The organism is Mycobacterium deserti (assembly GCF_025345615.1).
Lineage (GTDB): Bacteria > Actinomycetota > Actinomycetes > Mycobacteriales > Mycobacteriaceae > Mycobacterium > Mycobacterium deserti.
On record NZ_JAODWD010000006.1, the window covers coordinates 17,290 to 29,522 of the forward strand.

13 protein-coding genes and 1 pseudogene are annotated in these 12,233 nt (G+C 67.1%); 9 read left to right on the top strand and 5 right to left on the bottom strand.

The features are described from left to right. Positions 1 to 390 precede the first annotated feature (390 nt). Positions 391 to 1,698 (top strand): MinD/ParA family ATP-binding protein, encoded by a 1,308-nt coding sequence (locus N4S67_RS22800; protein ID WP_260995320.1) that lies wholly within the window; start codon positions 391 to 393, stop codon positions 1,696 to 1,698. A 7-nt stretch (positions 1,699 to 1,705) separates the two neighbouring features. Here the strand turns inward: N4S67_RS22800 and N4S67_RS22805 are convergent, their stop codons facing one another. Further along, entirely contained in the window at positions 1,706 to 2,446 is a 741-nt protein-coding gene (locus N4S67_RS22805; protein WP_260995321.1) for a transcriptional regulator, read from the bottom strand. 325 nt (positions 2,447 to 2,771) lie between these two features. Between N4S67_RS22805 and N4S67_RS22810 the strand changes: the two genes are divergently transcribed. Continuing rightward, positions 2,772 to 3,062, top strand: a complete 291-nt coding sequence (locus N4S67_RS22810; RefSeq protein ID WP_260995322.1) for a WhiB family transcriptional regulator — start codon at positions 2,772 to 2,774, stop codon at positions 3,060 to 3,062. A gap of 209 nt (positions 3,063 to 3,271) precedes the next feature. Here the strand turns inward: N4S67_RS22810 and N4S67_RS22815 are convergent, their stop codons facing one another. Beyond that, positions 3,272 to 4,486: a Cmx/CmrA family chloramphenicol efflux MFS transporter gene (locus N4S67_RS22815; protein ID WP_260995323.1), complete on the bottom strand. Its 1,215-nt coding sequence runs from the start codon at positions 4,484 to 4,486 to the stop codon at positions 3,272 to 3,274. Between the two features lie 78 nt (positions 4,487 to 4,564). Here N4S67_RS22815 and N4S67_RS22820 point away from each other — a divergent pair, with 78 nt between their 5' ends. Then, positions 4,565 to 5,155 (top strand): TetR/AcrR family transcriptional regulator, encoded by a 591-nt coding sequence (locus tag N4S67_RS22820; RefSeq protein ID WP_260995324.1) that lies wholly within the window; start codon positions 4,565 to 4,567, stop codon positions 5,153 to 5,155. 22 nt (positions 5,156 to 5,177) lie between these two features. Here the strand turns inward: N4S67_RS22820 and N4S67_RS22825 are convergent, their stop codons facing one another. Both N4S67_RS22825 and N4S67_RS22830 read right to left on the bottom strand, forming a co-directional pair. Continuing rightward, entirely contained in the window at positions 5,178 to 5,660 is a 483-nt protein-coding gene (locus N4S67_RS22825) for a M15 family metallopeptidase (RefSeq protein ID WP_260995325.1), read from the bottom strand. A gap of 384 nt (positions 5,661 to 6,044) precedes the next feature. Further along, on the bottom strand, positions 6,045 to 6,590 hold the full coding sequence (locus tag N4S67_RS22830) for a hypothetical protein (protein ID WP_260995326.1): 546 nt from the start codon (positions 6,588 to 6,590) through the stop codon (positions 6,045 to 6,047). Positions 6,591 to 6,680: 90 nt separating this feature from the next. Here N4S67_RS22830 and N4S67_RS22835 point away from each other — a divergent pair, with 90 nt between their 5' ends. From N4S67_RS22835 to N4S67_RS22860, 6 genes and pseudogenes are all read left to right on the top strand, one after another. Continuing rightward, entirely contained in the window at positions 6,681 to 7,376 is a 696-nt protein-coding gene (locus N4S67_RS22835) for a response regulator transcription factor (RefSeq protein WP_260995327.1), read from the top strand. Continuing rightward, positions 7,369 to 8,544, top strand: coding sequence for a sensor histidine kinase (locus N4S67_RS22840; RefSeq protein ID WP_260995328.1), 1,176 nt, complete (start codon positions 7,369 to 7,371; stop codon positions 8,542 to 8,544). Before N4S67_RS22835 ends, N4S67_RS22840 begins: the two co-directional genes overlap by 8 nt. Positions 8,545 to 8,553: 9 nt before the next feature. Further along, positions 8,554 to 8,982, top strand: a complete 429-nt coding sequence (locus N4S67_RS22845) for an EVE domain-containing protein (RefSeq protein ID WP_260995329.1) — start codon at positions 8,554 to 8,556, stop codon at positions 8,980 to 8,982. A gap of 43 nt (positions 8,983 to 9,025) precedes the next feature. Further along, positions 9,026 to 9,992: pseudogene (locus tag N4S67_RS22850) on the top strand (pirin family protein). Positions 9,993 to 9,999: 7 nt separating this feature from the next. After that, positions 10,000 to 10,332 (top strand): GNAT family N-acetyltransferase, encoded by a 333-nt coding sequence (locus tag N4S67_RS22855; protein WP_260995330.1) that lies wholly within the window; start codon positions 10,000 to 10,002, stop codon positions 10,330 to 10,332. Between the two features lie 27 nt (positions 10,333 to 10,359). Further along, on the top strand, positions 10,360 to 11,163 hold the full coding sequence (locus N4S67_RS22860) for a thioesterase family protein (RefSeq protein WP_260995331.1): 804 nt from the start codon (positions 10,360 to 10,362) through the stop codon (positions 11,161 to 11,163). A gap of 51 nt (positions 11,164 to 11,214) precedes the next feature. Here the strand turns inward: N4S67_RS22860 and N4S67_RS22865 are convergent, their stop codons facing one another. Next, the gene (locus N4S67_RS22865) at positions 11,215 to 12,180 is read right to left on the bottom strand and encodes a ferritin-like domain-containing protein (RefSeq protein ID WP_390893491.1); all 966 of its coding nucleotides are present in this window, start codon (positions 12,178 to 12,180) and stop codon (positions 11,215 to 11,217) included. Between the last annotated feature and the right edge of the window lie 53 nt (positions 12,181 to 12,233).

Below are 12,233 nucleotides of genomic sequence, written 5' to 3' on the forward strand. Positions count from 1 at the left end.
CCCCTCGGACGGAACACAGCGTACCAGCGAATCCGGTACCCACCTGGCGCTAATTTGGCGGCCGGGGCCGGTGAGGACGGCTGTGCTCGCGGGCCGCACAGCAATTAGATGAGCGGTGCATCGCCCAGTTCAGGGCTATACCGATGTGGATACAGCGAATTGCGTTCGGTCGGCGGCACCGGCATGTTGGTGCAACCTGGCCATGCGCTTGTGTTTGCTGGATGTCGCCGCCGAGAAGTCGACGCGGGAGGGGGCCCGACGTTACGTGCGTATTGTTTGCTGCTCGTTGTCGCAGTTCAGAGTTGCCCGCAATCGACGGGCACGGCGACCGGTAGTTGATACTTGAGGGGGCCGAAAACCCGCGTCGCACAACATTCGGAGGAGATCGCAGTGACCGACCGCGATGACGCGCTGCGGAAGAAGCTCGGCTGGTCGGGTCCGGAGGAATCGGACCTCGACCCGACCGGCGACGACCCCGAACAGCCCACCCCGCCGCCGCCGTTCCGTGAACCTGAGCGTCCCGGCGGCTTCCGACCGCCCGCCGCCCGCTACGGGCCGCCCCGCGAATCCGGTCCACCACCGAACGCCCCCTGGGGACAACAGCAGCAGGGCCACCCGCAGCAGCCGGCGTCGGCTCGCCCACCTCGCCCGCAGGCAGGACCGCCGCAGGGCCAGCCCCCGTCGAACCAGCCGTGGCCGGATGCCGGGTACGCGGTGGACGGCCGCGGAGCGCCGCCGCCGCCCGGGTCCTACGCCGACCGCATCCGCGCCGACGAGCTCGTCCCGGCACGCCGGGTGCCCCCAAGCCGGGGTTGGCGACGGGCGCTCTACAAGGCCACCTTCGGGATGGTGAACCTCGGCCAGGGCCCGGAGGAGATTCGCCAGGCTGAACTGGAAGCGCAAATCAAAGCCGTCCTTCGCGGTCACTACAAGATCGGCGTGATGGGCAAGGGCGGTGTCGGCAAGACGACCGTCTCGGCCAGCGTTGGGTCGGTGTTCGCCGAACTGCGTCAGGACGACCGGGTGGTGGCCATCGACGCCGACACCTCGTTCGGCAAGCTCGGCAGCCGGGTGGACCCGCGGGTGCAGGGCTCCTACTGGGAGCTGGCAGGCGACCAGCATCTGGAGAGCTTCGCCGACCTGCGCAGCCGAGTCGGCAACAACGCCGCGGGCCTGTTCGTGCTCGCGGGGGAGGCGACCCCCGCCCGGCGACGCGTGCTCGACCCGGCGATCTACCGGGAAGCAACCTCGCGGCTGGACCGCCACTTCACGATCTCGATCGTCGATTGCAGTTCGACGATGGACACCCCGGTGACCCAGGAGGTACTACGCGATCTCGACGCGTTGATCGTGGTCTCGTCACCATGGGTCGACGGCGCGGCGGTGGCGGGCCAGACCATGGACTGGCTGGCCTCTCGCGGTCTCAACGGCCTGCTTCAGCGGACGGTCATCGTCCTGAACGACTCCGACGGGCACGCCGACAAGCGCACGCGATCCATTCTCGCGCAACAGTTCTCGTCCCAGGGGCAGCGGGTGGTCGAGGTGCCCTTCGACGGGCACCTGCGGCTGGGCAGCGTCATCGACGGAACCAGCGTGATGTCGCCCGCGACCCGGCGCAAATTCGTCGAGATCGCGGCCGCACTCGCCGAGCACTTCCCGAGAACCGACGACCGCAGCCGGGAGCGCGAGCGGTTCTGACGCGTAATCAGCGCCAGTCCATCTGTTCGACGAACGTTTCTATAGCCTTCGCCGTCGCGGCCGGTATCAGCTCGTCGGCTTCGGCCCGCACGACCTCGTCCTCGGAAATGCCTGCGGCTTGGGCTGTTTCGGTGATAGTGAGGTTGGCTCCGCGCCGGATGGCGTACAGCTGCTGGCCCAGTGTGGCCCCCGGAGCCCTGGCCGCGCGCAGCATCAGCTCGTCGTACCGGCTCCGCACGGCGCTGAGCGCTTTGATCAGTGGCGGCGACACCTTGCTGATGCGCGCGGCGCGGGCGGCGACGGCCTCGAGCTGACGCAGGTCGGCCAGGATCTTTCTCACCCTCGGCGAGAACTCGGGGTCCTCGGGTGCCGGCAGCGCCTCGATCGCCGAACTGAAAGTGCTGACCGCGGTGATCACCGCTTGCGCGATCAGAGATGCCTCGTCATTGCCGGACGACGGTTGTTCGGCGCGCGGTGCGGGGGTGACCGACTCGCCGCGCCGGAGCCGGGCGATCGTCCCCGGCGGCCAGCGCAGAACCTCTTCCAACTTGGCGCGGGTTCGCTCGCGAGGCCAGCTCCGGCCTTTCTCGAACGCGATCAGCGCCCCCGCGTTGATGATCCCGTCCGCGGCGAGGCTGCGCTGGCTGATGTCGAGCTCACGCCGACGCGCGGCCGCCGCGGCACCGGCCCGCACCATCCCGGCATCCAGCACTTCGGTCGCCTCATCGGACGACTCTGCGTGGGCCATGGACGAGCGATCCTCGACTGTGGAGCGGGCGACGGGCCCGCCAATCGTAACCGCCCTGACGCCGAGCGCTACGACTTGGTGCCGTGTCGCTGTGGCATAGCTACGCCGGCCTGAAGCGGAGACCGTTGCATCCGCTACGGTTTCCAGCGACGCCGCCTGAACTGGTTTTTGCAGTTCAAGCGGCGCTCGCACGCTGTGCCACTCCCGACGCCCACAAAAGTGTTCTGTTTTTGTGGCGCTAACTGTTGCATCGCTACGGTTTGTGCGCTACCTTTTCGCCAACGCGGTGCCACGACCGCAGAGCACATGCAGAGGAGTCACAGCGATGAACACGACGCCCTGGGACGAGACCCCGATCGGTGCTTGCACACGGGATCCCGAGCGATGGACGACGACAGCCGACGAGGAAGCCAAGACGATCTGCCGGGCGTGCCCGCGTCGCTGGATGTGCGCCCGTGATGCCTGCGAGTTGCCGCGCGCTGAAGGGCTCTGGGCCGGCATCGTGATCCCCGAGGGCGGCCGCGGTCGCACCTTCGCGCTGCGCCAGCTGCGGAATCTCGCGGAGTCGCACGGGTATCCGGTGCGGGAGCGCCGTCTCTACGCCGACATCGCCTAGCCCCCGTCCCGCCGCCGGATCGGGGGGTCGGCGGCGGGCGGAATATCTCGGCCAGGCCCGCCGTTGGATGACGCGACGGTGCCGGGCATGCCCCGGGCCCCAACCAACACTGTCGCTTCGAGCGACCACTCGCCGAGAGGCGCCATGGCGGCACCGTCCCCTCTTGATGGCCGCGGCTACCGCGTCGTCGCCGTCGCGGTGGACTTCCCTCAGCCCGCCATTTGGTCGACGGGCGGTCGCGTGGTGGCTGACGAGTCGGTACGTCCTGTTCGCCGAGCGGTGGCATCGACCCCGGCTAGTCCGAGGGCGAGCACGGCAAGCGCGGCACCGATCCACAACACCGCGGGGTATCCGAATCCGGCGGTGAGTGCCATCCCGCCCACGGCCGGTCCGATGGTGATACCGACGTTGAATGCTGCGATGTTTCCTGCCACCGACAGCGTGGGCGCCGCGGGAGCGATGCCGAAAACCCGAGAGTTCAGCGCCGGGTTGGTGCCGAAACCGACCAGGCCGAGCAGAACCACGAGGACGACCACCGCGACGGCGTGGGTCGCGGTGAGGGCGAGCGCGGCGGAAACGATTGCCAGCGCGCTGAATCCACCGACGAGCACGCCGACTGGCAGGCGATCTGCCGCCCGCCCGCCTGCGGACATGCCGGCCAGCGCACCCAGCCCGTAGATGAGCATGACCACAGGCACCCAGGCCGGGTCGAGACCGGTGGTGTCGAGCACCATGGCGCCGAGATAGGAGAACGTGCCGAACAGCGACGCGGTCGAGGTCGCCGTGATCGCGTAGGAAAGCCACAGTCTGCGGTTCAGGACAGCACGCAGTTCGACGCTGATGCGTGGCACGGTGTTGCTGCGCAGATCGGGCACGGCGATGAGGATGGCCACCGCGGCGGCTACCGTCATCGCCGCGACGGCCCAGAACGCGCCCCGCCATCCGAAATGCTGTCCGATCCACGTACCTGCGGGCAACCCGACGACGGTCGCGACAGTCAGCCCCCCGGCGACAACGCTCATCGCGCGTCCCCGCCGATCGGGTGGCACCAGAGACATCGCGGTGCTCGCGCCCACCGCCCAGAAGCCTGCGTAGACGAATCCCCCGATGAAGCGGGAGCCGAGCAGCAGCGGATAACTGGTTGTCAGTGCGCCGACGACGTGGACCAGCGCGAATAAACCCAGGAACGCGAGCATGGCGCGCTTTCGCGGCCACCGAAGCGTGACGATCGCCAGCGTGGGCGCACCGAGCAGCATGCCGAATGCGAAGCCCGAGATCAGCAGTGCCGCGTGCGGGATCGTGACCGACAGGTCGGCCGACATCTCGGGCAGCATCCCGGCGAGCATGAGTTCGCTGGTTCCCTGCGCGAAGATCGCCAGGCCGATGACCCAGACCGGCGAGATCTTCGATGCCGTGAAGCGCATGTGTCACCTGCTTTCCCTAGCGGTCGTTACAGATATCGAACGTAGCATATTCTCTAGCGATCGTTATAGAATGGGCTCGTGGTGGCATCGACCCGCGGGCGCCCCCGCTCGTTCGATCGGGACTTCGCACTGGACAAGGCGATTCGGATGTTCTGGCGATGTGGGTACGAGGCCACCTCGATACGCGACCTCACCGACGAGCTCGGGATCGGCGCTCCGAGCCTCTACACGGCGTTTGGTGACAAGCAGCAATTGTTCGCCGAGGCGTTGCGCGTGTACGACGCTCGGTACGGCGGATTTATCGATGCGGCATTGACAGAGGAGCCGACAGCCCGAAAGGCGGCCGCGCGCATCCTCGCCGAGGCGCCTGCGCGGTACACGCGTCGTGGGCTCCCGGCTGGATGTCTGGTCGTCAGCGGGGACGCTGGTGCGACGGATGAGGCGGTACGGCAGGCTGCCCGCAAATTGCGGCGCCGCAACACGGCGGCGTTCGCCGCCAAGATCAGGGCCGACGTCGACGCCGGGAGGCTGCCCGCCGATACGGATGCGCTTGCTCTCGCCCGCTACACGATGGCGATGCTGAGCGGGATCGCCCAATCTGCTTCTGACGGCGTACCCCGTAGCCAACTCGAGCGAGCGTCCCGCATTGCGGTGCAGGCGTGGCCATGACCCTCAGATCGCCAAAGCGCGCCTACTGCTGCATCCTCGGATCATGCGTGGGGTCGACATACAGGGGTGGGCAACCGTCAAGACCAGCTTCGGGCCGCAGTTCGTAGTGCCAGGGTTCGTTGAGGTAGATCTGGCACAACCCGTAGAGGGCCCCGTTCGCAGATAGCCACGTCGTCGCATCGGAAGGCCCGATGTCGACCGCGTCCCCCGATACGTGAGCGGACGTGGTGGACGTGGCCACCCAGCGGGCAGCTTCCGCTTCCGACCCGTACTCCGAGACCGCCTCACGCAGCAGCTGTTCCTGGTATTCCGCGGAACGCCAACCACTGTTGAGGACGAACTCCACCCCATCGTGCTGGGCATCCGTCGCGGCGTCCCGCAGGGCTCCGAGCAGATCCGCGTCGAGGTTGGCCACGGCCGGAACCTCGTCATCAAAGACGTTGACGCCGTCGGGGACGGCGCCACCGGCGACGCTGGATCCCGATTCAACTTTGCGGTCAGGCACACCTTCTGGCTGAGAAGGCTGCCTTGGGGCCACTTCGCCATGCGGAAGGAGCGGCGCCGCAGCAGCCGGTCCATCGTGGTTGAGGTGGGTGGGCGGTGCCGCCGGGGAGGTCAGCCAGGCCGGCGACTGGTGGACAAGGACACCGATAAGGGCTGCGTTGAGCACTGCAGCGGCGGCGAAGATCGTTGCTGGGAGATGTCGGGCTGCTACTCGTGCGGATGGGTTGTAGGTCATGACTTCAGTCAAGGCAGCGTGGTGTTGTCAGCGCGTATGTGGTTTCTGATATGCCGACGACATGCACCGGCTCGGTACGTGCGCAGAGCGTGGCGGCCACGCCGGTGGCGACTGTCGCTACCGGCGTGGCCGCGCTTTCGAGCTTTATTCTCAGCCCGGCTGGCCAGTTCCCAGTGGCCCCGGCAGCGCGGCGCTGAAGAGGCCGCGGCACGCATCCACCGCGGGCTGGAGCTCGGGAATGCTGCGGGCGCTGACGTCGCCACGCATCTTCGACGTGTCGATGAGGGGGTCACGTGCGGTGGCGGGATCAGGAAAGTCCGGCACCCCGTTGTCGCGAACGCATTGGGCGAACTCGAGTGCAGCGTCCTGTTGCTCTGGAGTGCGCTGGGCGTCGGTTGACCAGCCCGGCGGTTGCAGGCCCTTGCAAACGCCGACAGCGTTCACCCACACGGCCTTCGGTACCGAGATACCTCCGTAGGGGATCTGACCGTCTGCGTTGGGGTTCGGGAAATCCGCGACGCCGTTGGCGCGCATGCACTCGGAGTACTTCACCGCCTGCTCCTGACCGGCGGGGGTGGCTCCGGCCTGGGCCGCGATGGCCAAACCTCCCGAGCCAATCAAGGCGGCCATGGCGAAAACGGCCAGCGGTCGTCGAGTGCTGCGGACTGCGGTGTGTGCTGAATTGTTGTGTGTCATGGTCGCTAGTGAAGGCGCTGTGGTGTTGTCAGCACGTATGCGGCATTCGATACACCGACGATATGCAGCGGCCCGTAGCGTCACGCCTGTATGCGTGTGTTGATAGTTGAAGACGAGCCGTACATGGCAACGGCCATCCGCGATGGCCTACGCCTGGAAGCGATCGCCGCAGACATCGCCGGTGACGGTGACACTGCTCTGGAACTGCTGAGCATCAACGCCTACGACATCGCCGTCCTCGACCGCGACATTCCCGGGCTCTCTGGTGACCAGGTCGCGGAGCGCATCGTCGCGTCCGGCAGCGGCATACCGATCCTGATGCTCACTGCCGCCGACCGGCTCGACGACAAGGTCTCGGGGTTCGAACTCGGCGCCGACGACTACCTCACCAAGCCCTTCGCACTCCGAGAGCTGGTGATGCGCCTCAGGGCCCTCGACCGCAGGCGCGCCCACCACAGACCACCTGTGCGAACGATCGCGGGTCTGCGGCTGGATCCGTTCCGCCGCGAGGTCTACCGTGACGGCCGCTACGTCGGTCTGACCCGAAAACAATTTGCGGTGCTCGAAGTCCTCGTCGCTGCCGAAGGCGGTGTCGTCAGCGCAGAGGACCTACTGGAACGGGCGTGGGATGAGAACGCCGACCCGTTCACCAACGCCGTGCGCATCACAGTCTCGGCACTGCGCAAACGACTCGGCGAACCCTGGATCATCGCCACCGTGGCCGGCGTCGGCTACCGCATCGACACAGCACCCGGCACCAAAGATGAAGGAGGCGAACGTGAATAGGCCGCCTGGGGTGAGTGTTCGCCTCAAATTGACCCTCAGCTACGCCGGCTTCCTCATGTTCGCCGGCGCCTTGCTGCTCGCCGCGGTATGGGTCTTCCTGCTGCGTCACGTTCCCGACCGGATGATGATCATCCCCGGGAGCACCGACGACACGCTGACTGATGGCGTGTTTCCCATCCGGTCCAACCTCCTGCGGGCCTTCGCTCCGGCGGCGGCGGCAGTGCTGGCGTTCCTGCTGGCCTTCGGCCTCGCCGGAGGGTGGCTCCTCGCCGGCCGGATGCTCAACCCCCTGACTCGAATCACGAACGCCGCCCGCATGGCCACCAACGGGTCGCTGTCACACCGGATCCGGCTGCCAGGCCGCAGGGACGAGTTTCGCGAACTCGCCGACACCTTCGACACGATGCTCGCACGGCTGGAAGCGCACGTCGCCGAACAACAGAGGTTCGCGGCCAACGCTTCTCACGAACTGCGCACCCCACTGGCGATCACCCAGACCCTTCTCGACGTGGCCCGCAGTGACCCCGACCGCGACACCGGGGAACTCGTCGAACGCCTTCGCGCCGTCAACACCCGAGCGATCGACCTCACCGAAGCGCTGCTTCTACTCAGCCGCGCCGACCAAAGGTCCTTCACCAGAGAACACGTCGACCTATCCCTCATCGCCGAAGAAGCCACCGAAACGCTTCTCCCCCTTGCCGAGAAGCATGGCGTCACGCTCAAGACCGCAGGCGACGTCACCCCGACCGTCGGCTCATACGCACTGCTGCTGCAGATGGCGATCAACCTCGTGCACAACGCGATCGTCCACAACCTGCCGGAACAGGGCACCGTGTGGGTCACCACCAGCATTCACCCCGACGGTGCGATGCTCACCGTCGAGAACACCGGCGAGGTGCTTTTTCCCACAGTGGTTTCCACTCTTGCCGAGCCGTTTCAGCGCGGCACCGGACGTATACGCACCGACCACGCAGGCGTTGGTCTCGGTCTGGCGATCGTCGACAGCATCGCCGAAGCGCACGACGGAGAACTCACACTCAGCCCCCGTCCCGATGGCGGGCTCCGCGTCACGGTGCAACTACCCACGGTGCAGGTTGTCAACAGGTCGATGTCGAGTTGTCCACAGGCGGCCGTCGCGCACGGCACATCTGTCGGCCTTCCGCTTTAGCGTGCGGTCATGACGAACTGGATCAACACGGTCAGCCGTGATCACGTTTCGCTTGGCGTGCGCGGCCGATTCACACAGGCCAACCATGGCAAGCCGACCACGCTCCGCAGGATGGCGCGCGGCGACTGGATCATCTTCTACTCGCCGAAGACGGCCTACCCCACGGGAGATCCGTTGCAGGCCTTCACCGCCATTGGGCAGGTCGTCGACGACGAGCCCTATCAGGCCGAACCCAAGGAGGACGGTCCGTGGCGGCGCAACGTCGACTTCCTCGAGTGCGGCGAGACGCCGATCCGACCGCTGCTCGACAAGCTCGACTTCATCGAGGACAAGGCCCGCTGGGGGTACAAATTCCGTTTCGGCTTGTTTAAAATCGACGACCACGACCTGAGGGTCATTCGGTCAGCGATGACACGGGCACGGCGGTTGCGGCAGTAGTCGATAAATCCTCACGAGGGGTGCCGTGGTTACGGTGGGGTTCGTGAGCAACACCGACACCGCGCCCGCCGAAGTCGCCTGCACTTCGTCGCCGTTCGCCGGTGTGCTGCATTCGCGTGAGGTACCGCTCGGTGGACCGCGTGCGATCAAAGTGCGCCGCACGCTGCCGCAGCGCGAGCGATCTCTCATCGGCGCATGGTGTTTCATCGACCACTACGGTCCACACGACGTCCGCACCGGACCCGGCATGGACGTGCCTCCGCACCCGCATACGGGTCTGCAGACCGTCAGTTGGCTGTTCAGCGGCGAAGTCGAACACCGCGACAGCGCCGGTGTGCACGCGATGGTGCGACCAGGCGAACTGAACCTCATGACCGCGGGCGCAGGCATCTGCCATTCCGAGGTCTCCACGCCGGCGACGGCCGTTCTGCACGGGGTACAGCTGTGGGTGGCGCTGCCCGACGCCGCTCGCGACACGGCCCGCGACTTCGCGCACTACGTCCCGAGTCCGCGATCGGTCGGGGCGGCGACGCTACGAGTCTTTCTCGGTGAGCTCGCCGGTGAACGGTCACCCGTGGCAACGTTCACTCCGCTGCTCGGCGCCCAGGTCGAGCTCGAGCCAGGCGCCGAACTGACCCTGGACGTTCGACCGGGACTTCGAACACGGCGTTCTGCTCGACCGGGGCCACCTCGATGTGGCCGGCACGCGTCTCGACACTGCCGACCTCGCTGTTCAACCCGCCGGCAGCGCTCACCTCACCGTGGCGAATCGCGGCGACGGGCCGGCGCGGGCGCTCCTGCTCGGCGGTCCGCCCTTCCCGGAGCGACTGGTCATGTGGTGGAACTTCGTCGGTCGCAGCCACGAGGACATCGCCACGTACCGACAGCAGTGGCAGGAGCATCACGACCGCTTCGGCTCGGTGAGCCAGTACCGGGGTTCGGTGCCGCGGCTCCCTGCGCCCGCCCTGCCGAACGCCACCTTGCGTCCGCGGTCCAACCATGGGGTATAGCGGAGACATGACCACCGACAAGACCGGCGCGCAGACCACCGTGACCGCCGAAGCCGACCGATTCAGCATCGCCGTCGAGGATCAAACCGTGGGCTTCACCGAATTCGCCGAGCGAGACGGGCAGCGGATCTTCACCCATACCGAGGTCGACAACGCATTCGAAGGACGTGGCCTGGCAACGATTCTCATCGGCGAAGCCCTCGCGCGGACGCGGGAGGCCGGCAAGCGCATCGTGCCCGTGTGCGCGATGGTCGAGAACTACGTCGGCAAGCATCACGAGTTCGACGACGTCGTCGATCCCGTGGACCGCGACATCAAGCGCTGGCTGCAGAATTCTTAGATCGGCTAACCCGATAGGGTCGTCGCGGTGACGACCGCCTTCTTCCTGCCCGACGGCGACCACTTTGTGCCGACACCCTTCGCGCGTGGCCCCTGGGGGCACACCATCAGCGGCAACTACGTGGGCGGGTTGCTGGGCCATGTCATCGAAGCCGCCGCAGGCGACCCCGAGTTACAACCGGCCCGCCTGACCGTCGACCTGTTCCGACCGGCGGCCCTGACACCGGTGCGCGTGGACACCACCGTCGCCCGCGACGGCAGGCGTCTACGCCTCGTCGACGCGAACATGCATCAGAACGGCAAGGTCGTCGCACGCGCCAGCGCGCTGTTCCTGCGACGCGGCGAGCAACCCGAGGGGGACGTCTGGACATCCTCGACCGAGATGCCGCCGCCGCCACCTCTTCCCGAACGGGTGCCCGAGGATCTGGCCATGCTGGTGTGGATCTTCGGTAAAGACTCCGGCTCCCCCGGTCCGGACTCCAACCTCAGCGCCTGGCAGCACGTCGGCCCCAAGCACATCTGGGTGCGCGACCTGCTGCCACTGGTTGCGGATGCACCGATGACGCCCTTCACCCGCGCGGCCATGGTGGGTGACATGGCGAGTTCGGTTACCCATTACGGCACAGCCGGTTTGGGCTTCATCAACGCCGACTACACATTGACGCTCAGTCGACTGCCCGAGGGGCCGTACCTCGGCTTGAACGCCCTCACGCACTGCAGCGACGCGGGCGTCGCCACCGGCACGGCGACGGTCGTCGACCAGCACGGCCCGATCGGCAGTGCCACGGCGACCGCGTTGGCCAATCCCGGCTTCAGTCCGCCCCGCCCCTGAGACGAGCGAACGCCCCGCGGCGATGACCGCGGGGCGTCCGTCAATCGGTTGTCAGCTGAGGCCGACGACCTCCTGGGCGATGTCTGCCAGGCGCGTCTGCGCCGCGGACACCAGCCGCTGCCGATTCTTGTGCATCTCCTCGTAGGCGACGATCGTGCGGATGTCGGACGGATCATCGAGATCCTTCACCGCGGCGACCGCGTCGTTGAGGTTCAAGTCCTCGTAACCGGCGATCGGCAGCTCGTCGGCGTCGACGATGCCGCCTTCGGCGCGCGCCTTGTGCAGCCTGTCGGCCGCCTCATCGGCGCCTTCACGACGCACGACCTTCTCGGCGCTGCGAAGCGCACCGTCACGCGACGCGCTGAGCGCCTTGAAGGTGATCTCGCTGGCCCGCTGCGCACGCTCGCGCAGGTCCTCGACAGCCGGCCCCGCGGAACGCACGAGTTCGGCGAAACGCTCGATCGACTGCGCCGACCACTGCCCCGGCAGGTTCACGACCTTGACCGCCGTACCGGCTGCAGCCTGCAGCGGGGTGCGACGCAGAGCGGCGGGACCGCCAAGCGCCTCCTCGGCCAGCACCGTGGTCAGCCAGTTGACCGTCGCGGAGTGCGCGGTGATCAGTCGGTCGGCCAGCTGCTGTACATCGCTGCGCTTGGCCGAAACGGCGAGCGCCTTGATGTAGCGGGCACGGTCGAGCAGCTGGTCCTCGAGCGCGAGGTCGCCGAGCAGCGCCTCATCGAACGGCTGAGCCTGCTCGGTCAGCGCCTTGACCGCCGCGGCGGCACGACCCAGGAACGGGCCGATGGTGTCCGGGAATCCGCCGAGATCCCGGATCGCCTTCTCGATCGCCTCGGCGCGGATACGGCCGTTCTCGGCGTTCTGCGTCAGCTCACGGCGCACCGCTTCGGTGCGGGCCTGCGACACGCGGGTCTCCGCCACCTGGATCTCGGTGTGTGTGAGATCAAGAATGGTTCGCAGCTGCGTGAGCAGCGTGGTTTCGGTCATTGTTGTAGCCATCGTCAGTAGGCCCCCTTGAATATCGACGTATTTGGTTTCGGCGCTTATGCGCA

What these genes read in the sequence shown, in the direction of transcription:
- N4S67_RS22805 (WP_260995321.1), bottom strand. Translation starts at nt 2,446, where the DNA reads ATGGCCCACGCAGAGTCGTCCGATGAGGCGACCGAAGTGCTGGATGCC.
- N4S67_RS22855 (WP_260995330.1), top strand. Translation starts at nt 10,000, where the DNA reads ATGACCACCGACAAGACCGGCGCGCAGACCACCGTGACCGCCGAAGCC.
- N4S67_RS22810 (WP_260995322.1), top strand. Translation starts at nt 2,772, where the DNA reads ATGAACACGACGCCCTGGGACGAGACCCCGATCGGTGCTTGCACACGG.
- N4S67_RS22835 (WP_260995327.1), top strand. Translation starts at nt 6,681, where the DNA reads ATGCGTGTGTTGATAGTTGAAGACGAGCCGTACATGGCAACGGCCATC.
- N4S67_RS22865 (WP_390893491.1), bottom strand. Translation starts at nt 12,180, where the DNA reads ATGGCTACAACAATGACCGAAACCACGCTGCTCACGCAGCTGCGAACC.
- N4S67_RS22845 (WP_260995329.1), top strand. Translation starts at nt 8,554, where the DNA reads ATGACGAACTGGATCAACACGGTCAGCCGTGATCACGTTTCGCTTGGC.
- N4S67_RS22830 (WP_260995326.1), bottom strand. Translation starts at nt 6,590, where the DNA reads ATGACACACAACAATTCAGCACACACCGCAGTCCGCAGCACTCGACGA.
- N4S67_RS22815 (WP_260995323.1), bottom strand. Translation starts at nt 4,486, where the DNA reads ATGCGCTTCACGGCATCGAAGATCTCGCCGGTCTGGGTCATCGGCCTG.